Genomic DNA, 19773 nt, shown 5'->3' with positions numbered 1-19773 from the left:
TGTCTAAAGAGTGTTGAGATTGCCGAGGGTGATCTCACCCGACGGCCCGCACGCTTTCGCGCGAACCACTCTCGCGCTCACCAGGTTCCCGCCGGGTCTTGCCAGACCCCTTTCGCTCCGCATAAAAACGTTCCAACCAGTCCTCGGGTCGCAGTTCGTTGACGCTGATGCCCGACCGATACGCTTCTTCTTCGATAACACGGTGCATGATGTCGATGTTGTCGGTCGAGGCGGAGATGACCGAAAGGGAATCATCGAGACCGCGCAGGTTCAACTGGCAGACGGTTGCCGCGTGTCCTTGCTTGACCAGGAAGCAGCGCGAACGCTCGTCGAGGCTCTTGACGACCTGGTATTCGGCATCGGTGAGCTTGAGCCCCTCGATGTAGTCTTCGCGACTGGCGTTTGGATTGGGTAGCAGGATCAGCGTCGCCGTCTGCTCAATCAGCGCCGCGGAAATATCGCTTGCCAGCGCATCCTCGGGGCTCTGGGTGGCAAAGATGCCAAGACCGTTCTGCTTTCGAATGGTCTTCTGCTTGTTCTTGGCGAATTCCTTCAACGCGCCGCCGCCGTCGAGGATCTTCCAGAATTCGTCCATCACATAAATGAGGGGCCGCCCGTCGATCAGCGACTCCAGCTTGTGCAGAAGATAGTTGATTACCGGAACACGAACTTCCGGGTTATCGATCACATCGGTGTAGTCGAAACCGATGATGTTCGCCTTCTGCAGATCGATGGTGTCGGCAGGATTGTCAAACACCCAGCCCAGCGAATTGCCTACGGTCCACTTGCGCAGGCGCGCATAGAGCCCGTCATCGCCCATATTGGGCAGGCTCTTTTGCAGATTGGTCATGTTACGGAGGTGCATCGGCGTATCGAGCATGTTCTCGACGGCCCGATAGATGTCCTCCTCTTCCCGCGCGGAATAGATCGCCTTGGCGGCCAGCACCTTGATCAGATCGGCCAGGAACTGGACGTTAGCCTCGTTGCGCTCGCAATGGAACGGGTTGAAGCCGGTCGGCTGTCCATTCTCGAGGGCAAGGTAGTTGCCACCGCAAGCGCGCACGAAAATCTCGGCACCACGATCCTTGTCGAAGAAGAAGATCGTCGGAGACGGCTTGAGCTTCTGCACTTGGCTCAACAGGAAGTTGATCAATGCGGTCTTACCGGTACCGGACTTACCGATGACCATCGTGTTGGCGATGGCCTTTTCGCCCAACGAATTCTCGGCCGGGTGCGTTGCGTGGAAATTGAAATAGTACGGCTGTCCGTTTGTCGTCTGCAGAGTGGTGACGCATTCGCCCCAGGGATTGTTCTCCTTCTTCCCGGTCGCGAAGTTGTGCAAGGGCGACAAACCGAGGAAGTTCAGGGAGCTGACGTTCGCCAGGCGGGTGCGATATTTCCAGTTACCCGGCAACTGCGAATAGAACGAGGCGGTAACCGCCAGGTCTTCCTTCGCGGAGACGAAGCCGGCATTCGAAAGCTCCGCACGCGCCGTGGCAACGTTCTGCGCCAGGCGCTCCTGCGACTCGGCGTACAGCGTCAACGTGAAGTGGTATTCGCCCAGCACGAAGTTGCCGGATGCCAGCTGGTCCATGGCGTGATCCAGTTCCACGATCTGGCTCACCGCCTTGTCCCCGGACGAAATCATCATGCCCTTGGTGCGATCCAGCACCTTGAGCGCGTCCTGTCGCCCCATCGGACTGAAGGAATGGGTCAGCACATACTCAAAATCGAGGTACTTGAGCCCATTGAGGATGCCGGGATACGTGGCGTCCGTGTATTCCTTGATATTGAGGATGGCGCCGAAGTGGTTGACGCCATTGGGCGTGTTGACCACGAAGTCGCCAGACTTCGCGGAAAACATGTGTCGACTTACAGGCAGGTAGTTGTAGACCGGCGCCTGCAACACCGGCACCGGCTCGTCGATTCGATTCAGGATGTACCCGAAGAACTCGAGCGCTTCAGAGAATACGATGCCATTGCTGGCCTCATACATCCCCAACCTGCCGGGAGCGTAGTCCTTGAGAACCGCTTCGACATTACCCGCCAGCTCGAGGATCTGGCCGATAGCCTGATCCTGCTCGGCCTGCAGCTTGCTGGCATCGGTCGACTTTTCGGAAAAGCGCTTACCGGACACGACCGGACGATAGAGCATCGTCAGATAGAGTTCGTTCTGCATGATTTTCTGTGCCGAAAGGCTGGAGAAATAGCCTTCGGACAAGCTTTGGTTGAACTTCTGTTCGAACCGCGCCTGCGAAGTGATGCTGCCGCGACGACGGATGTCGTGCACCCAAAACGCAACATTGACGAAATCAGGCGCGCGCAGCGTCTGCAACATGCGATTGAAGACGTTATGTCGGTGCTCGATCTCCCACTCCTCCCTGCCGACGAACGGAAGGCCGCCCAGGCGCCATACCAGCAGAAAATCTCCGCCGGTCGTCTTCAGCACGGTGGGCGAGACATGGGTGGAAAGCGGAATGAATTCGCTGATGGGAGTATCTGGGCTAAACATGGATGGACAGCTTCCCCTGCAGATCGTCGAGCCGTAGTTCGGCTCGACTGGTTCCTTCAGTCCCGCGCCCGATCGGACGGGGCGCGGTAGAGATTCGGCGAGAACACCCACATGCCGGAATGGTGCTGAAGGTTCCGGACCTTGGTCCGGAACCGCAAGCGCAAGCCCAACAAACGGAAAATCATCTCGTCGCGTCGCGCCATTTGCCGCATCACGAAAATCACGATCGGCAATAGGAGCAGGCAGAACATGTTGATGTAGAACGTGAGCAGCAGGCAGCTGCCCGCGCCGACGGCGAACGGGAGATACGGCACCCCCATAAACATCGCCGGGCGCGTGCAGCCGCGGAACAGCACGTTCTTATGCATAGACCGGAAGCGCGGACAACACGGCGCTCACCGAGGAGCCGACGTCTTCTGGAATCACCATCTTTGCCAGCTGCGCGGCCGCACCGATCAGGAAGCCGCCGATGAGTACCGGAGCCACGTCCGAAATCCGCTTGTGCGCGAAGGCGATCTGATAGCCCGCGAAAATAACGGCGATGGTCACGATGGCCACCGAAGCTACATTGAGGATGCCATTGATCTTCCCGATGAATCCGGTGACGCGGCCTTCCGCATCGGTCGTTTGCGCGAAGGCCATTTCCGGCAGGGCGAGCAATGCGACGAAAACCAGGGCGGCCATGAAGGCCTTGGCGGTGTTTTTGACTTGCGGGTTGAAACGCATGGATAGATCCCTCTTCGTTTTTGACATGGGTTGTTGCGACTGCGGTACAGCAAGATGTTCGTGACTCATGAGCGGTGCTGGCCCTAGAAGACAAAGGCCTTGTCACCGGGTTCGGCCGGAAGCGATTGCGTTGTTGTCGTCGGTGCCTGGGGCGCAAGCCCCGCGCTTGTAGGTTGCAGCACGACCGGACCGCCCTGCGGAACGTTCTCGGCCATCGGTTGAGAGACGGCGGCAGGCGCGGTGGCAGGTTGGCGCATCGCCGTCGCGTCCAGGCGCTGTTGCCACGTCGTGCCAACGACCGCCGGACGCGCGAGTGGCGCGGCAGATCGCTTGCGTGCGATGTAGGGAACCACCGCTATCGGCGCCACCGCACCTTCGGTGTTTCCCCGCATCGATGCGTAGACTTTCTGGACGTAGCCGTGGCGGAAGCCGGTCGTAAAATTGCCCGAGTAGTAGCAACTGAAGGACTTGCCCCAATTTCCACCAGAGCGGCCGTAGCACTCGGCCAGGATGCGCGATCCTGCCTGCAGGTTCGGGCACGCCTGGAAAGCGCGCTCATAGGAATCGAGCCCGTAGCGATCGAAGTTGTGCTTGTTGACCTGCGCAAGGCCGACCGAAAAATTGAAGCCTCGTGCATCGAGCATCCGCACGGTCGACACCGCTTCGGCGAGATTGCGTGGCTGACGGACCAGGCGCCCACCCACCACGCCGATGGCGAAGGGGTTGAATGCGGATTCGACATGAACGACGTGCTGCATGACGTCGTTTGGAACTGCCAGATTCGGGCAGCTCATCAGCTCCATGCCAGGCAACATCCCTATCCCCCTGTGCCGTTTTGGCACCCAACGCAGACTTCCTTGTGCGTTCCAACCCCTGAAGGGTTGGCATCGCCATGATTCATGCCACTGTTTGGACTGTCAATGGGTGCAAACCCCGTCACAGATCGACAAACGCGTGACTCCACATAACTCATTACTTCATTGCTGTGCCCTCGCCGGATCGAAATCGATGCCGGTGATATAGCGCTGTCCCGCATGCGCCTTGATATGCACGACGATATCGATCGTCATCATCAACAGGCGCTTGATTACAGCGAATTCGAGACCGGACCCTTCCGCGGAAGCCTTCACCATCAGCGCGAGCTGGTCCCAGGTCTGGGCCGTGCTGCCGGCATGGCAGCTGGTGATGGAGCCGGGATGTCCGGACGCGCAGTTGCGGATGAAATAGAAGGACTCGTCGCCACGCAGCTCCGCCAGGATGATGCGATCCGGCTTCATGCGCAGGCAGGCCTCCATGCAGCTCTTCGCGCTCACATTGCTGGTGCTCTGCCCGCCCTTCGAATACAGCAGATGCACGACGTTTGGCTGGGCGATGAACAGCTCGCGCGCATCCTCGATCGTCACCAGACGCTCGTTCTCGGGGATATGGTTGACCAGCGATTTCATGAACGTGGTCTTGCCGCTGCCCGTTGCGCCGGCCACCACGATGTTCTTCTTGTACTGGACGGCCTTCTTGAAGAAGTCCGCGTAATTGCGCGCCGCACGCAGGTCCAGCAATTCCTGGTCGTGATCGCTCAGCGTATGGGCGTGCTCTAGTACCTGGTCGAAGAATCCGTCTTCCTGGTACTGCTGCAAGGTCTTGCTGTGCTTGGACGGAAGTCGGATCGTGATCGAGACCTTGCCAGCATCGCACGCGGGGGGAATCACGAACTGCGCGCGCTGCCCCGTGGGGAACGTCAACGAGACGACTGGATCGGCATCGGTAATGCGCTGCCCCGTGTTCGACTCGTTGACGACGGCGGTGCAGAACTGCCGGGCGCGTTCGAAGGTCAGGCTCGGCACATCCATGCGCTGCCAACCCGCGCGGGTTTCGAGGTAAAGCTCACCCGGTCGGTTGATGCAGATCTCCGTGACGTCCGGCGAGCTCATGTGCTCGTCGATTCCCAGCACCTGGTACTGGTAGTCGAGGAAGTCGTTGGAGATCCTGGCAATGGGTGAGTTGTCCGCTTCCATGCGCCCTGCTCCGCGTCAGCGCAGCACCGAGGAGAAGTCCACGTCCTTGGCGACGTAGACATTCACGATGGTGCCCTGATTGATGGTGACGGTAGGCGGTCGGCTCATGGCGCGATCGACCGCTTCATTGGCCATGCGCTCCATCGTCCGCGCGGTGTTGCTCTCGTAGGGCTGGATGATCTCGTTGCCCGAGTTGGTCACCGTGCTCGAAGTCGGGCCGTGCTTGGCACCGGCGTACTTGAACCCGTCGCTGATCAGGCTGATGAACAGCGCGGAGCTGATGCGGCTGGCCCAATGCGCGTTGTAGTCACCCGGATGCCCGGCGCCACCGAGGTTGTCCACGCCCGGACTCGCCATGTTCACATCAATGCCAGTCGGCGTAATGATCCGGTCCCAAACCACGGCAACGCGTGGACCCGTGACGTTGTCGCTTTCATACGACCCGGAAACCTTGGATCCCTTCGGCAACAGCAGGCGGCGCCCGTTGACCGAATACACCGGCTCGGTAACCACGCATGAAGTAAAGCCGGGCACATCGGTGACGATGTGGGTTTCCATCACGCAGCGGATGTAGGTGCCGCGCACGAGCAGCGTGTCCGGATTGGTCAACGGCTGCGCACTGGTCGGCATGGTGCGCATGGGCTTGGCAGGCTGTTGGCCCTGGCCGTTACCCTGCGTCGCCAGATTGAGCATCGTCTGCGCGTACTGATCGGGCGGCATCATGCCGGCCACACCTGCCGCTCCGGCGGAAGGCGTGGCCTCACCGCCCGCGAGATTCGCCATGCGGCGCTCCATCAGCGAAGGTCCTCGCGCCTCGCCAGAAGCATCGGGGTACGGCTCAGGCATCGGGGGCGGCAGGGGCTGTACCGGAACCGGTGCCGCGGCAGCATCCGCTACCGGCAACGGCGGAAGGTCGGTTGCTTCCGGCAATGGCGGATTGTCTCCGTCGCTTCCCTTGGGCAGCTCCGGGATGCTCACTTCCTGGTCGGCGACCCTCGGCTTGTTGTCGCCGCTGCCCGCCGTAGCGCTTTTGAACATCCAGAAGGCCGCGATGACCAGCAGTGCGACGATGCCGGCAAGAAAGACCAGCGCCTTGCGGTTGAGCCGCTGCACGTCGGTCGATCGCAGCATCGGCGCGTTGGCATCCAGGTCAGGTGCGCCAGTCGCCGTCTGTTGCTGCGCGTAATACGGATTCACGCCGACGCGGCTGTCCTGGAACTCACCGGCCTGGCCATCAATACGTCCATGTTCGTTCGGCATGTTCTGGTTCATTTCCGGATGTTCCTGCGCAGGCCGACCACGTTCTTGCCGTGACGGATGACCAAGTAGGGATAGGTGCCGTGGACGATGATGGTGTTTCCTTCCACCGTCGTATTCACCACGAAGTCCTCGCTGCCCTCGCGCTCACGCGCAAACACTGCGGGGAAGTTTCCGGTCGGAATGTTCTTGAGGTCGCTCATCCGCACATACGTGAAGCGGCCGTCGTCATAGACGTTGATGGGAACGAGCCATCGCTGCTTCGTCTTCGTCGCGTACAAGTAATCGAAGTTGTACTGGCGGCTCTTGTCCAGCTGCGTGCTCAGCTCCGGCTGGGGCGCATCGTCGTCCTTCTTCTTGGCATCGAACTCGGTGTCGCTCGGATACACGAACTTGATCATGTACTGCACGCCGGCGCTCTTCGCCTGCTCCAGCGCGCGCCAGTCCGTGGCCACAACCTTCAGCTCGAAGATGTAGGAATGCGCGGCCGTCCGCACCATCATGTTGGTGTCGACGTCGACATTCTTCGGCTTGAGATAGAAGACGTTGTCGCGCCGGCTCATGTCCCAGCCATTGCTGAAGCCGGTGCTGTAATCGAGGATCTGTTCGTTCGGGCTCAATTCGATCTGCGTGGTGATGCCCAGGCCGGTCCGCACCTGGTAGATGCGATTGGGTTCGTACTCGTATTCCTGGATGACCTGGGCGGCCGCCGGCAGCGCGGCACCAATCGATACCGCGAAGAGCAGCGCCACGGCAAAGCGGTGTTTACTCAGAAACTTCATGGGGTGCTGGCTCCGTTCGCGGTGCTGGGCATTGCCGGGGCTGCCGGAGGCGTGCCCGTCGCAGGTGCGGGTACTGCGGAAGTCGGCTCCGTCATGCCTCCCGGTACCGTCGGCACGAGTTGTCCAGATACATCCGAAGGCGGCATGCCAGGAATCGATGCCGGATGCATGGCCTGCGCCGGGAACTCCGCCTCCACCGGCGGAGACGCGGCGTAGTCGTTGTCGACGCGGTAACTGGTGACCTGGAAGCCAAGCGGATTCAGTATCCGGTTCGGCTCATCCATCTTCAGGTGGGCGTTGTAGCTGAACTCCAGCGAGGCGATCTTGCTGTCCAGCGGCGTTACGCCGCCCGAGTTCTTGTCGTACAGGCTGCGCTGGAACCGGACCGTTGCCGCCTTTGGCGTTCCGCCGACTTCAGCAGGATCGTTCAGCTGCAGGCTGAGGATCTTGATCCGGATCGCCTTGTTCTTGCCGAACAGGGTCTGCGGATTCGAAGGATTGGTCTTGGTGTACAGCTGGGCGTAACCGGAGGTTACGGCCTGGGTTGCCATCGCATGGACCGTGTTCCAGTCGCGCTGACCGAACTGCGAGTAGTCATAGGACTCGCGCGCCATGATGAAGTGCGCGATGTTGCTCTTGTTGAGCGCCTCGCTCGAGGTGATTCCATGCTCGCCGAAGTTTCCGGTGAGGCGCGCCACCGTGCTGGTGCCGGTGTACGCGTCGGCCATGACCAGGTACGGCACCTTCTCCTTCAACGGGAGGAAGAAGAAGTAGCCGCCAGCGAGAATCAGCGCCATCACGATGGCCGACCACGCAACCATCCAGGCACGACGCTCGCTGCGCCGCGCCAGGTCGGCGATGGTCACTTCAAAGTTGGCCGCCTTGGCGATTGCCGCGTCGACTTGAGGTGTATCCGTTTTCTTTCCAAGCATTTCGTTCGCGTCCTTGTCGTGTCGGCGGCCGTCAGGGCGTGACGGCGTTGGAGCCGCTGCCGGTAGTCAGCGCGGCCGAAGCAGGCGCTGCGCTGCGCACGACGATCTGGTTGCCCTCGGTGGTGACCGAAACACCTTGCGGGGCATAGGCGGCGGACAGCTGCGATGCGGCATCGGCAAGATCATTGGTACGGATCTGGGCCACGGCTGCGTGCAGCGTGAAATCGGACGCATGCATGTAGGACAGGGTCATCTTCGAATCGCGCGCCCAGCGCTCGAGCATGGTCTTGAGCGTTCCGTCCATCGGCGACGGATAGAACTGGTAGGCCTGATAAAGCGGGAGTTCCTGTGGGGCCTCCGCGTAGTGATTGACCTCCTTCCAGCGGCCGCCGTATTCCGGCGCCGGCTGGGTAGCGCACCCCGCGGTTGTCCCGATCAGTACCACCAGCAGGGCCGCTGCCCCGCCGCGAATGCCAAATGCATTTGTAGTGCTCACGCTATCCCTGCTCCTGCCTGAAAAAATGCCTGCATCGGACCCACGCGTAGCCACCGGAAGCCCGTACCGGAGGCATGGCGTGGCCATGCGGAACCGGTCGGTCCTCGCCGTGGTAGTGAGACAAGCGGATAGATCAATGCCAGGGCAGCAAGCCTGGCGGCCGTGCGTTGACGGCGCGCGCGTACGATCCCTGTACACACCACTTCACGATCGCGATCGGCGATCCGTGTTCCCAAGCGGTGATCGTTCTATCCCTGAACTCCCCCTTCCAACGTCGGCATGCTACTCGACGGGCGTCAAGGGACGCCCGTCACGAAGAGTAGAACGAACTTCGCGCAAACGGCAAGAGGAGAATTCCCCGGCCATCGGTAGGAAAGCTCCCCGGCCATCGCTGTCGCGGGGCAGTAACACTTATAGCTTGTGCAAACGCTCTATCGCCGCATCCAATGTCGCTTCGTTCTTGGCGAAGCACAGCCGCGCCAGGCGCTGGCCAGCAGGGGCCGTTTCATAGAACGGCGACAACGGGATCGCGGTAACGCCCTTCTCGACGGTGAGCCAGCGGCAGAAGGCGACATCGTCCAGGTCGCTCACCGCCGAGTAATCGACCAGCTGGAAGTAGCCACCGGGCACGGGCAGTGGCTTGAGCTTGGTCGTCAGCAGTTGCTCGCGGAAGCGATCGCGCTTGGCCTCGTAGAACGCACCAAGCTGCTCGTAGTGCTCGGGCTCGGCTTCGATCATTTCGGCGAACGCCCACTGCGCCGGGGGGAAGCTGCAGAAGGTGTTGTACTGGTGCACCTTGCGGAATTCCGCAGACAACGCCGGCGGTGCGACGCAGTAGCCGATCTTCCAGCCGGTGCAGTGATAAGTCTTGCCGAAGCTGGAAACAACGAAGGCGCGCGCGCGCAGTTCGGGATAGCGCAGCACGGATTCGTGGCGGGCGCCGTCGAAGATGATGTGTTCGTAAACCTCGTCCGACAGCAGGTAGATGCCGGTGTCGCGCAGCAGCGCGGCGAGCTGGGCGATGTCGTCGGTGGTGAACATCGCGCCGGACGGGTTGTGAGGCGTGTTGATCATCATCAGCCGCGTCTTCGGTGTGATCGCGGCGCGGATCAGGTTCCAGTCGGGAACGAAGGTCTGCGGATCCAGCGGCACATGCACGGCGCGGCCGCCGGCCAGGTCGATGGCGGGTTCGTAGCAGTCATAGCAGGGATCAAGGACGATGACTTCATCGCCCGGGCGCACGACGGCGAGCACGGCATCGAAGATGGCTTCGGAGGCGCCCGAGGTTACGGTGATCTCGGCATCGGCATCGGGCCGATAGCCGTAGCAGCGCTCGGTCTTGGCGGCGATGGCCTGACGCAGGGCCGGGATGCCGGTCATCGGGGAATACTGGTTCTTGCCCTCGCGCATCGCCCGGTCGAGTGCCTCGATCAGCCGCTCGGGGACCTGGAAGTCGGGGAAGCCCTGGCCCAGGTTGACGGCGCCGTGCTCCATGGCAAGCTGGGACATCACGGTGAAAATAGTGGTGCCGACCTTGGGCAGCTTGGTTTCCGGGGTCATTGCAGGGGACTGGCACTGAGGGAAACTCCGGAGTGTAAGGAATCACCCGGCTGGGGCCTAATGACAAACAGCTACCGTCAAGGAAGAACGGTTATGGGCAATGGGGAAATTGTCAGCATGCGCGAACTGCGGATCGTGGATGCCGCCGAGCTGGCGGTCGCCTACGTCAGGGCGGGGTACGCCCTGGTGATGGATGAAGACGCGCTGCATCTGCGCGTCGGTGAGCACGCCCGGGACGTCGAAGCCTATTGGCCGGTACGGCGCTACGGATTCATCACGGCCTGGAATCCGGCATCGATCCCGTATTCGGACACCGCCAACGAAACCGCCAACGCGATGCTGGTGGCCCGACTGGATGCGATCGGTGTCCAGCGTCTGCCAGCACATGCCTTTGCCAGCGACGGGAGTTGGCGCGAAGCCGGCTGGCTGATCGCCGACATGGAAGAGTCGCTGCTGGATCTGCTCGGACGGGAATTCCGACAGGCCGGCATCCTGTCTTGGAATGCCGGCGAGCCGGTGCGGCTGCGAATGCTGATGCCCTGCCCGGCCGATGCACCCGATAACGAATGGATCGATTGGGTCGGCGCGTGAGCATGGCCCGACGCCCTGAGCATGAATTGATCGCATAAAATTGCCGCTTCGCGGCCGTGGCCGCCGTATTCCAGGCCGCGACCCGAACTTTGGACAACACTCCGCCCAAGCCCGCGCAGCCCCCGCTGCTGGAGGCGCGCCGCCTGCGCTTCACCCGCAATGACGAGCCCGTATTCGGGCCGTTGGACTTCGCCGTTGAAGCCAATGAAGCCCTGCTGGTCCAGGGCGACAACGGCGCCGGCAAGACCACGCTGCTGCGGGTGCTGGCGGGCCTGCTGAAGCTGGACGAGGGCGAAATTCTCATCGAAGGTCGTCCTGCGGACCCCTATCAGCGTTCGCACGCCATTGCCTATCTCGGCCATCTGCCGGCACTCAAGGCCGATCTCAGCGCGCTGGAGAACCTCGACTTCCTGTGCGGCCTGCACGGTTGCCGCGCGAATCTCTTGCCGGAGCAGGCCATGGCGATGGTCGGGCTGGCCGGTTACGAAGATGCGCTGGCGCGGCAGCTGTCCGCCGGCCAGAAAAAGCGCCTGTCGCTGGCGCGCCTGTGGCTTTCGCCCGCGCCGTTATGGCTGCTCGACGAGCCGTACGCAAACCTCGACCTCGACGGGATCGAGCTGGTGAATCGCATGGTGCAGGCGCACTTGCACGACGGCGGCGCGACCCTGGTGACGACCCATGGCGCCTACGCAGCGCCGCCGGTCCGCACGCGGATGCTGGTGATGAGGAAGCCGGCATGAGCCAAGCCATTCATCCCGGATTACTGGTTTCGGCCCGTGCCCTGATGCTGCGCGACCTGCGCCTGCTGTGGCGTCGTCGCGGCGACGCCCTGCAGCCAGCCCTGTTCGCCCTGCTGGTGGTGACCCTGTTCGCGTTGGCGCTGGGCAACGACCGCGCGACGCTGGCGAAGTCGGCCGGCGCGGTGCTGTGGCTGGCTTCGCTGCTGGCGGGTCTGCTGGCGCTGGACACCCTGTTCCGGGGCGACGCGGAGGACGGTTCGCTGGAGCAGTGGATGCTCGCGCCGGTCCCGCTCTCCTGGCTGGTGCTCGTGCGCACCTTCATGCATTGGGCCACGACGGCGCTGCCGCTCCTGCTTGCCGCGCCCCTGCTGGCCGAGCTGCTGCACCTCCCGCGCCCCCAGCTGGGCGTGCTGATCGCGTCGCTGGCGCTGGGCACGCCTTTGCTGAGTCTGCTCGGTGCGGTGGTGGCCGCGCTGACGGTCGGAATGCGGCGCTCCGGTATACTCGTCGCTCTGCTGGCGCTGCCGCTGTACGTGCCCGTGTTGGTGTTCGGAGCTGGCTCCGTGATGCAGGCGGCACAGGGGCTGGATGTCACCGGCGCGCTGCTGATGCTGGGGGCCGGACTGGTCCTGGCGCTCGTCCTGGCGCCGCTGGCGGCAGCCGCCGCCATCCGGATCGCTCTTAACTGAACGCGCCGCTGGATCGCTCCGCATCCGGTTGAGCCCGATCAAGCCACGGCGCCAAGCGCTCAACGACAATATCGCCGCCCGCCAATGTTTGCGGGCGACCCGAGAAACGATGAATCCGATCCTGCGCTGGTTCCACCAACTTGGTTCGCCGCCCTACTTCGACCGCTTCGCCGCGCGCTGGGCGCCGTGGGGTTACGGCTCGGGCCTGCTCATCATGGCCGTGGGGATCTACTGGGGCCTGTTCCACACGCCGGCCGATTACCAGCAGGGCGACAGCTTCCGCATCCTCTACATCCACGTACCCAGCGCCTGGATGAGCATGGCCGTGTACGCGCTGATGGCGCTTTACGCCGTGATCGCACAGGTATGGCGGATCAAGCTGTGCGAAATCCTCGCCATGGCCTGCGCGCCGATCGGCGCCGCCTTCACCCTGATCACGCTGATCACCGGCTCGATCTGGGGCAAGCCGATGTGGGGAACGTGGTGGGACTGGGATCCGCGCCTGACCACCGAACTGATCCTGCTCTTCATGTATCTGGGCGTGATCGGCCTGTACAACGCGATCGACGATCGCCGCGCTGCCGCGCGTGCCGCGGGCTTCCTCGCCATCGTGGGCGTCGCCTTGCTGCCGGTGATCCGCTACTCGGTAGTGTGGTGGAACTCGCTGCACCAGGGTCAGACGATCAAGCTGTTCGGCCAGTCGACCATGGACTCCAGCATGATCGCGCCGCTGATCATCATGATCGTCGGCACCAAGCTCTGGTTCATCGGTGCCCTGCTCGCCCGCGCCCGCGCGGACAACCTGCGTCGCGAGGCCGGCAAGGCCTGGGTCGTCGAAGCCGCGGAGTCGCGCCCATGAGCTATCTGAACTATCTGATCGCGGCGTACGCCGTATTCGTGATCGTGCTGGCGTGGGACTACGTCGCCACGCGCCTGCAGATCCGCCGCCAGCTCCGCACTGCCCGCCTGCGCGCCGCGCGCGAGGCGACCCGCGGATCGAACAACGTACTCACCCGATAAGTCGCAATGAACCCCACCCGCCGCAACCGTCTGCTCTGGATCGGCGCGCTCGTCGCCGCCGCCGGCCTCGCCGCCGCGATGATCACCTACGCGATCCAGCGCAACGTCACCTATCTCTATACGCCCAGCGAAATACTGCGCGGCGAGACCGGCGCGAATGCGCGCTTCCGCCTGGGCGGCATGGTCGCAGCCAATTCCTTCCAACGCGCCCAGGGCTCATTGGAAGCGCACTTCCGCGTGACCGATGGCGATGCGGAGATGCCCGTGATCTACACCGGGATCCTGCCCGACCTGTTCCGCGAGAAGCAGGCGGTCATTGCCACGGGCCGCATGCAGGGCGACCACTTCGTCGCCGAACAGGTACTCGCCAAGCACGACGAGACCTACATGCCCAAGGAAGTCGCGGACAAGATGGGCGCGGCCCATCGCAAGCACGACGTTCCGGCTGCTGCCGCGGAAGCGAAATAACCGTGCTGCCCGAGCTTGGCCAATTCGCGCTGGTGCTGGCGCTGCTGATGGCGGCGCTGCAAACCGTACTTCCACTGGTCGGCGCGCAGCGCGGCATCGGCAGCTGGATGGCGATCGCGCGGCCCGCGGCGTTCGCGCAGTTCGCTTTGGTCGCGTTCGCGTTCGGCGTGCTGACCTACGGTTTCGTCAGCCAGGATTTCTCGATCAAGTACGTCGCCATCAACAGCAACTCGTTGCTGCCGGTGGTGTATCGCTATACCGCGGTCTGGGGCTCGCACGAAGGTTCGCTGCTGTTGTGGGCACTGATCCTGTCGGTGTGGACTGCGGCCGTTGCGCGCTTCTCGCAACGCCTGCCAATCGAGGTGATCGCGCGCGTGCTCGGCGTGATGGGCGCGGTGGCGGTCGGCTTCCTCGCCTTCCTGATCTTCACCAGCAACCCGTTCGAGCGCCTGTTGCCCGCCGTGGCCGAAGGTCGCGACCTGAATCCGCTGCTGCAGGACCCGGGGATGATCATCCATCCGCCGATGCTGTACATGGGCTATGTCGGCTTCGCGGTGCCGTTCTCGTTTGCGATCGCCGCATTGCTCGACGGCCGCATCGATGCACGCTGGCTGCGCTGGACGCGGCCGTGGACCAATGTCGCCTGGGCCTTCCTCACGCTCGGCATCGCGTTGGGTTCGTGGTGGGCGTATTACGAGCTGGGCTGGGGCGGCTGGTGGTTCTGGGATCCGGTCGAGAACGCCTCGTTCATGCCATGGCTCGCCGGCGCGGCGTTGCTGCATTCACAGGCGGTGACGGAAAAGCGCGGCAGCTTCCGCGGCTGGACGCTGCTGCTGGCAATCGCGACGTTCTCGCTGTCGCTGCTGGGAACCTTCCTGGTGCGTTCGGGCGTGCTCACGTCGGTGCATGCCTTCGCCGCCGATCCGACGCGTGGCCTGTTCGTGCTGATCTTCCTCGGCCTGGTGATCGGTGGTTCGCTGGTGCTATACGCGCTGCGTGCACCGTCGGACAACGATGGCGCGCCGTTCTCCACGGCGTCGCGAGAAACCCTGCTGCTGACCAATAACCTGCTGCTCTCGACTGCCTGCGCGATGGTGCTGCTTGGCACGTTGTATCCGCTGCTGGCCGACGCGCTGGATCTGGGCAAGATCTCGGTCGGTCCGCCCTATTTCGCGCTGATGTTCATGGTGCTGATGGCGCCGCTGATCCTGCTGCTGCCGTTCGGCCCGGTCACGCGCTGGCAACGCGAACAAGCGTCGAAACCGCTCGCAATGCTGCTGCCGTGGGGCGTACTCGCCGGTATCGCCGGTATCGCCGCGTACTTTCTCGCGCCGCAGGCTTCGTGGAAGGTGATCGCGGGTGTGTTGGCATCGGTGTGGATCGCGGTCGGCACGCTGCGTTTCGTGCGCTCCCGCTTCGACCAGGCCGGCAAGCAGTTCACCGCCGAGATGCTCGGCATGTCGCTCGCGCACTTCGGCATCGCGATCTTTCTGATCGGCGCATTGCTGACCGAAGGCCTCAGCCAGCAGCGCGAAGTCGCGATCGCACAGGGCGGCAGCGTCGAACTCGGGCGCTACAGCTTCCGTTTCGATGGCGCGGAGCGCTATCAGGGTCCGAACTACACCGGCGACCGCGGCACCGTCTCCGTTTTCCAAGACGACGTACCGGTGACAGTGCTGCATCCGGAAAAGCGCGCCTATGCCAGCGGTGGCCAGGTGATGACCGAAGCCGCGATCGACCCCGGCTTCAACCGCGACCTCTATGTCGCGATGGGCGAACCGCTTGGTGGCGGTAGCTGGGCGCTGCGCGTGCACGTGAAACCGTTCGTGCGCTGGATCTGGGCCGGTGCATTGCTGATGATGCTGGGCGGTTTCGTGACGGCGACCGATCGCCGCTTCGCCCGCTCGAACCCCGCAAGGACTTCGGAGACCGCCGCGTGAGCGAACGCAAACCCCTCATGCGTTGGATGCCCCTGATCGTGGTCGCCGTGCTCGGCGTCCTGCTGGCGGCTGGCGTGTGGATGAGCCGCAATCCGAATCGCGAGGCGCTGCCCTCGCCGCTCATCGGCAAGGCGGCCCCGACGTTCTCGCTGCCGGTACTGCACGAAGCCGGCCGCCTGTTCGGCACCGCCGATCTGCGCGGCCAGCCGTACCTGCTCAATGTCTGGGGCAGCTGGTGTCCGGAGTGCAGCAACGAGCATCCGGTACTGACGCGCTTCGCCGAAGCCAAGCGCGTGCGCGTGATTGGCTTCAACTGGAACGACGAACACGCCGACGCGCTGCGCTGGCTGGAAGACCACGGAAATCCGTACTGGATCGTCGTGACCGACCGCGAAGGCAAGGTCGCAATCGATTGGGGCATCTACGGTGCGCCGGAAACCTTCCTGGTTGATGGTAGGGGCATCGTGCGCTGGAAGTTCGTCGGTCCGTTGACCGATGACGTGATCACCGAACAATTGCTGCCTAAGCTGACGCAGATCGAGCGCGGGCTATGACCCCCCCTTCGCATATCCGCATGCGCGTCGCCACGCTTGGCCTCGCAGCCGTATTGCTGCTGGGCAATACGCTGGCGTGGGCCCAGCCGGCCAAACCCGAGGCGCCGCCGCGGTTCACCGACCGCACCGAAGAGCTGCGCTTCCACGCGCTCACCGCGGAGCTGCGCTGCGTGATGTGCCAGAACCAGTCGCTGGCCGATTCCAATGCGCAGATCGCCCGCGACCTGCGCCGCGAAGTGCTCGAGCTCATGCGCCAGGGCAAGTCCGACACTGAGATCAAGCAATTTCTGGTGGCGCGCTACGGCGAGTTCGTGTTGTACCGGCCGCAGGTCGAATCCAAGACGTGGCTGCTGTGGTTCGGCCCCGGCCTGGTGCTGCTCGCCGGCGGTTTCATCGTGGCCGGCATCCTGCGGCGTCGCACGGGTTCGGGGCAGAAAGTCGTCGCGGACGATGAGCAGGAGTGGTGACGTGACGGCAATGCCTGCACTGAGCGCAGTCGAAGGGTTCGTGATCGCAGCGGTGCTGATGGCCGCGCTGGTGCTGGCTTTCGTGCTGCGTCCGCTATGGCGCGAGCGACGCGGTGTCGCCGCTATCGCGGGCCTTTCGATCGCGATGATTGCCGGACTGGTGTACCTGCTGGTCGGTACGCCGATCGCGCTCGACTCCGCGCAACGTCCGCCGGAAAACCTGGCCGACGCGGTCAAGCAGCTTGAAGCGGAATTGCAGCGCAATCCCAACCAGCCTGAAGGTTGGCGCCTGCTTGCCCGCGCCCAACGCGAGCAGGGCCAAACCGCCGCCGCGCGCGTGGCGTACATGCAGGCCGTGAAGTTGTTGCCCGACGATCCCGACCTGCTCGCCGAGGCTGCCGAGGCCCGCGCTTTGGACAACGGCGGCCGCCGCTTCGACGATGAAGCCGTCGCCATGCTTCGGCATGCGTTGGAAAAGCAGCCGATGCACCAGCGTGCGCGCTGGTTCCTTGGCATCGCGCAGCGCCAACAGAACCAGCCCGCCGAAGCCGCAAAGACGTGGGAGCCTTTGCTGGGCATCGTTGATGCCAACACTGCATCGAGCCTGCGCGAACAGATCAATACGGCCCGCGCCGAAGCCGGTTTGAAACCGTTGACCGCACCGACGGCATCCGATGCGGGCGCGCTACTTCGCGTCACCGTCGACCTCGCCCCCGGACTCAAGGCGAAACTCGGCGGGAACGACACCTTGTTCGTGATCGCACGCCAGCCCAAGGGGCCGCCGATGCCGCTTGCGGTGAAGCGGGTACCGGTGGGCGATTTCCCGATCACGGTCGAGCTCGGCGACGCCGACGGCCCCATGCCGACGATGAAACTGTCGCAGGCTGGATCGGTGGAACTGCTTGCACGCGTGTCGCATACGGGCACGGCCAATCGTGCGTCGGGCGATCTGGAGTCGGCTGCGCAGGCCGCCCAGCCGAAGGTAGGCGCGCGCTACAGCATCCGCATCGATCGCGTCGTCGAATAGCGCTTCGGCGGCAAGCCCCGCGGCCCGATTCGTTGCGAAGCCGGCAATCCAGTATTCCACTCCCGCATAACGCGGCGATGCCGCGTTGTTAAACTTCGGCCCATGACCGAATTCATTCCTGCCGGCACCCGCTACTTCGATCTGCCCTCGCCGTTCGCCATGAAGCGTGGCGGAGAACTGAGCGGCGGCCATGTCGCCTATGAAACCTGGGGCGAACTCAACGCCGCACGCGACAACGCCGTCCTGATCGTCACCGGCCTATCGCCCGACGCACACGCCGCAGCGAATGAAGGCAATCCGGAACCCGGCTGGTGGGAACCGATGATCGGCCCCGGCAAGCCCATCGACAGCAACCGCTGGTTCGTGATCTGCGTGAACTCGCTGGGCAGCTGCAAGGGCTCGACCGGACCGGCTTCGCTCAACCCGGCGACCGGGCGCACGTACCGCCTGGACTTCCCGGAACTGGCGGTCGAAGACGGCGCAAACGCCGCGGCTCATGTGGTCCATGGCCTCGGCATCGAGCGCCTCGCCTGCGTCATCGGCAATTCGATGGGCGGCATGACCGCGCTGGCGCTGCTGCTCCTGCATCCGGGCATCTCACGCGCGCATATCAACATTTCCGGCGCCGCCCGCGCACTGCCGTTCTCGATCGCGATCCGTTCGCTGCAGCGCGAGGCGATCCGCCTGGATCCCAACTGGAACCACGGCGAGTACGACGACGCGCGCTATCCCGAATCCGGCATGCGCATGGCACGCAAGCTCGGCGTCATTACGTATCGCTCCGCGCTGGAATGGGATGGCCGCTTCGGTCGGGTGCGACTCGACCAAACCTCTCAAAGTCCGGACCGCCCCGACGAAGATCCGTTCGGCCTGGAGTTCCAGGTCGAGAGTTACCTCGAAGGCCACGCCCGCCGCTTCGTGCGGCGCTACGACCCGAACTGCTACCTGTACCTGAGCCGTTCGATGGACTGGTTCGACCTGGGCGAATACGCCGGAGGCGATGCGATGGCTGGGCTGGCCAGCATCCGCGTGGAGAAGGCGCTGGCGATCGGTGTCCACACCGACATCCTGTTCCCGCTCCAGCAGCAGCAGGAAATCGCCGATGGCTTGCGCGCGGGTGGCGCCGACGCGCAGTTCCTGCCGCTGGAGTCGCCCCAGGGCCATGACGCCTTCCTCGTCGATATCGAACGGTTCGGGCCGGCCGTGTCCAACTTCCTCGCTGCGCTCTAGGGCGGGTCTCGACCCGCGATCCGAAGCGCGCCATATGGCGGGTCAAGACCCGCCCTACCGATCCTGCGAAAAACGGACGCATTGCCCGTGCCCACAACCGGCCGGCCCGCTAGAATGGGTTATATGGATATGACGCAATGTAATCAGGCCGCAGCAACGCTGCCGGACTTCGACTTCCCGGGCCACGACAAGCTGGTTGCCGCGATCGACGCCGCCGTCGGTGCGGGCGACCAGCACGCCGTCACCGCCGCGCTGCGCAACGCGCTGTGCCGCATGATCCGCGACCGCGACATCCAGTTGCCCGCATGCGTGCACGAGCCCATTACCGACCACTACGCCCGCCGCGAGCTTTATCGCAGCCCGCAACACGGTTACAGCGTGGTCGCGATGACCTGGGGTCCCGGCCAGGGCACGCCGGTGCATGACCATTCCGGCCTGTGGTGCGTCGAAGGCGTCTGGGACGGCGAACTCGAAATCGTCCAGTACGAACTGCTGGAACGCGACGGCGAACGCTTCCACTTCCGCGCCGCCGGCGGCATGCACGCCGGCCCCGGCAGCGCCGGCAGCCTGATTCCGCCGCACGAATACCACACCATCCGCAATACCAGCGACAGCAACGTTGCGATCTCGCTGCATATCTACAAGGCGGCGATGGAATGCTGTTCCATGTTCGTGCCCCGCGACGGCGAGTGGTTCGTGCGGAAGGACAAGGAATTGAAGACCGACGCCACGAGTTGATTCTTGCGAAGCCGGGTCCGCCCGGCTTCGTT

The 19773-nt window shown here is 63.5% G+C and carries 22 protein-coding genes; 12 read left to right on the top strand and 10 right to left on the bottom strand.

Annotated features, from left to right (window positions below):
* Positions 1-34 precede the first annotated feature (34 nt).
* The 10 genes from ACYVGK_RS12035 to ACYVGK_RS11990 form a co-directional block, all read right to left on the bottom strand.
* The gene (locus ACYVGK_RS12035; protein WP_460734438.1) at positions 35-2512 is read right to left on the bottom strand and encodes a VirB4 family type IV secretion/conjugal transfer ATPase; all 2478 of its coding nucleotides are present in this window, start codon (positions 2510-2512) and stop codon (positions 35-37) included.
* Positions 2513-2568: 56 nt separating this feature from the next.
* On the bottom strand, positions 2569-2880 hold the full coding sequence (locus ACYVGK_RS12030; RefSeq protein WP_460733962.1) for a VirB3 family type IV secretion system protein: 312 nt from the start codon (positions 2878-2880) through the stop codon (positions 2569-2571).
* Positions 2873-3238 (bottom strand): TrbC/VirB2 family protein, encoded by a 366-nt coding sequence (locus ACYVGK_RS12025; RefSeq protein ID WP_460734436.1) that lies wholly within the window; start codon positions 3236-3238, stop codon positions 2873-2875. Before ACYVGK_RS12025 ends, ACYVGK_RS12030 begins: the two co-directional genes overlap by 8 nt.
* A gap of 83 nt (positions 3239-3321) precedes the next feature.
* A complete protein-coding gene (locus ACYVGK_RS12020) occupies positions 3322-4041 on the bottom strand; it encodes a lytic transglycosylase domain-containing protein (protein WP_460734434.1) in 720 nt (239 codons plus the stop codon).
* A gap of 174 nt (positions 4042-4215) precedes the next feature.
* Complete coding sequence (virB11, locus tag ACYVGK_RS12015; RefSeq protein ID WP_460733960.1) at positions 4216-5250, bottom strand: P-type DNA transfer ATPase VirB11; 1035 nt, start codon at positions 5248-5250, stop codon at positions 4216-4218.
* A 15-nt stretch (positions 5251-5265) separates the two neighbouring features.
* Positions 5266-6522 carry a TraB/TrbI/VirB10 family type IV secretion system protein gene (locus tag ACYVGK_RS12010; protein ID WP_460733958.1) on the bottom strand — a complete coding sequence of 419 codons (1257 nt, stop codon included), beginning with the start codon at positions 6520-6522 and terminating at the stop codon, positions 5266-5268.
* Entirely contained in the window at positions 6519-7289 is a 771-nt protein-coding gene (locus tag ACYVGK_RS12005) for a TrbG/VirB9 family P-type conjugative transfer protein (protein ID WP_460733956.1), read from the bottom strand. Before ACYVGK_RS12005 ends, ACYVGK_RS12010 begins: the two co-directional genes overlap by 4 nt.
* Complete coding sequence (locus tag ACYVGK_RS12000; RefSeq protein ID WP_460733954.1) at positions 7286-8221, bottom strand: VirB8 family type IV secretion system protein; 936 nt, start codon at positions 8219-8221, stop codon at positions 7286-7288. The genes ACYVGK_RS12005 and ACYVGK_RS12000 overlap by 4 nt, the downstream gene beginning before the upstream one ends.
* Before the next feature lie 31 nt (positions 8222-8252).
* Positions 8253-8717 (bottom strand): hypothetical protein, encoded by a 465-nt coding sequence (locus ACYVGK_RS11995; RefSeq protein ID WP_460733952.1) that lies wholly within the window; start codon positions 8715-8717, stop codon positions 8253-8255.
* Between the two features lie 411 nt (positions 8718-9128).
* Complete coding sequence (locus ACYVGK_RS11990; RefSeq protein WP_460733950.1) at positions 9129-10277, bottom strand: pyridoxal phosphate-dependent aminotransferase; 1149 nt, start codon at positions 10275-10277, stop codon at positions 9129-9131.
* Between the two features lie 117 nt (positions 10278-10394).
* On the opposite strand from ACYVGK_RS11990, the gene ACYVGK_RS11985 reads away from it, so the two are divergent.
* The 12 genes from ACYVGK_RS11985 to ACYVGK_RS11930 all read left to right on the top strand — a co-directional run bounded on the left by ACYVGK_RS11985 (position 10395) and on the right by ACYVGK_RS11930 (position 19741).
* A complete protein-coding gene (locus ACYVGK_RS11985) occupies positions 10395-10868 on the top strand; it encodes a DUF3293 domain-containing protein (protein WP_460733948.1) in 474 nt (157 codons plus the stop codon).
* A gap of 89 nt (positions 10869-10957) precedes the next feature.
* On the top strand, positions 10958-11608 hold the full coding sequence (ccmA, locus tag ACYVGK_RS11980) for a heme ABC exporter ATP-binding protein CcmA (protein ID WP_460734432.1): 651 nt from the start codon (positions 10958-10960) through the stop codon (positions 11606-11608).
* The gene (gene ccmB / locus ACYVGK_RS11975) at positions 11605-12297 is read left to right on the top strand and encodes a heme exporter protein CcmB (protein ID WP_460733947.1); all 693 of its coding nucleotides are present in this window, start codon (positions 11605-11607) and stop codon (positions 12295-12297) included. Before ccmA ends, ccmB begins: the two co-directional genes overlap by 4 nt.
* A gap of 109 nt (positions 12298-12406) precedes the next feature.
* Positions 12407-13156 (top strand): heme ABC transporter permease, encoded by a 750-nt coding sequence (locus ACYVGK_RS11970; RefSeq protein WP_460733945.1) that lies wholly within the window; start codon positions 12407-12409, stop codon positions 13154-13156.
* On the top strand, positions 13153-13317 hold the full coding sequence (locus tag ACYVGK_RS11965) for a heme exporter protein CcmD (protein WP_460733943.1): 165 nt from the start codon (positions 13153-13155) through the stop codon (positions 13315-13317). Before ACYVGK_RS11970 ends, ACYVGK_RS11965 begins: the two co-directional genes overlap by 4 nt.
* Positions 13318-13323: 6 nt before the next feature.
* Positions 13324-13785 carry a cytochrome c maturation protein CcmE gene (gene ccmE, locus ACYVGK_RS11960; RefSeq protein ID WP_460733941.1) on the top strand — a complete coding sequence of 154 codons (462 nt, stop codon included), beginning with the start codon at positions 13324-13326 and terminating at the stop codon, positions 13783-13785.
* A 2-nt stretch (positions 13786-13787) separates the two neighbouring features.
* Positions 13788-15725: a heme lyase CcmF/NrfE family subunit gene (locus ACYVGK_RS11955; RefSeq protein ID WP_460733939.1), complete on the top strand. Its 1938-nt coding sequence runs from the start codon at positions 13788-13790 to the stop codon at positions 15723-15725.
* Between the two features lie 17 nt (positions 15726-15742).
* Complete coding sequence (locus ACYVGK_RS11950; RefSeq protein WP_460733937.1) at positions 15743-16279, top strand: DsbE family thiol:disulfide interchange protein; 537 nt, start codon at positions 15743-15745, stop codon at positions 16277-16279.
* Positions 16276-16746: a cytochrome c-type biogenesis protein gene (locus ACYVGK_RS11945; RefSeq protein WP_460733935.1), complete on the top strand. Its 471-nt coding sequence runs from the start codon at positions 16276-16278 to the stop codon at positions 16744-16746. The genes ACYVGK_RS11950 and ACYVGK_RS11945 overlap by 4 nt, the downstream gene beginning before the upstream one ends.
* Before the next feature lie 10 nt (positions 16747-16756).
* Positions 16757-17773: a tetratricopeptide repeat protein gene (locus ACYVGK_RS11940; protein ID WP_460734430.1), complete on the top strand. Its 1017-nt coding sequence runs from the start codon at positions 16757-16759 to the stop codon at positions 17771-17773.
* A 102-nt stretch (positions 17774-17875) separates the two neighbouring features.
* Positions 17876-19003: a homoserine O-acetyltransferase MetX gene (gene metX, locus ACYVGK_RS11935; protein WP_460733933.1), complete on the top strand. Its 1128-nt coding sequence runs from the start codon at positions 17876-17878 to the stop codon at positions 19001-19003.
* 123 nt (positions 19004-19126) lie between these two features.
* Positions 19127-19741: a cysteine dioxygenase family protein gene (locus tag ACYVGK_RS11930; RefSeq protein WP_460733931.1), complete on the top strand. Its 615-nt coding sequence runs from the start codon at positions 19127-19129 to the stop codon at positions 19739-19741.
* The last annotated feature ends 32 nt before the right edge of the window (positions 19742-19773 follow it).

Source organism: Lysobacter tyrosinilyticus (assembly GCF_054779815.1).
The sequence above is the reverse complement of the archived record's forward strand: the minus strand, read 5'-3'. Positions and strand labels throughout refer to the sequence as shown.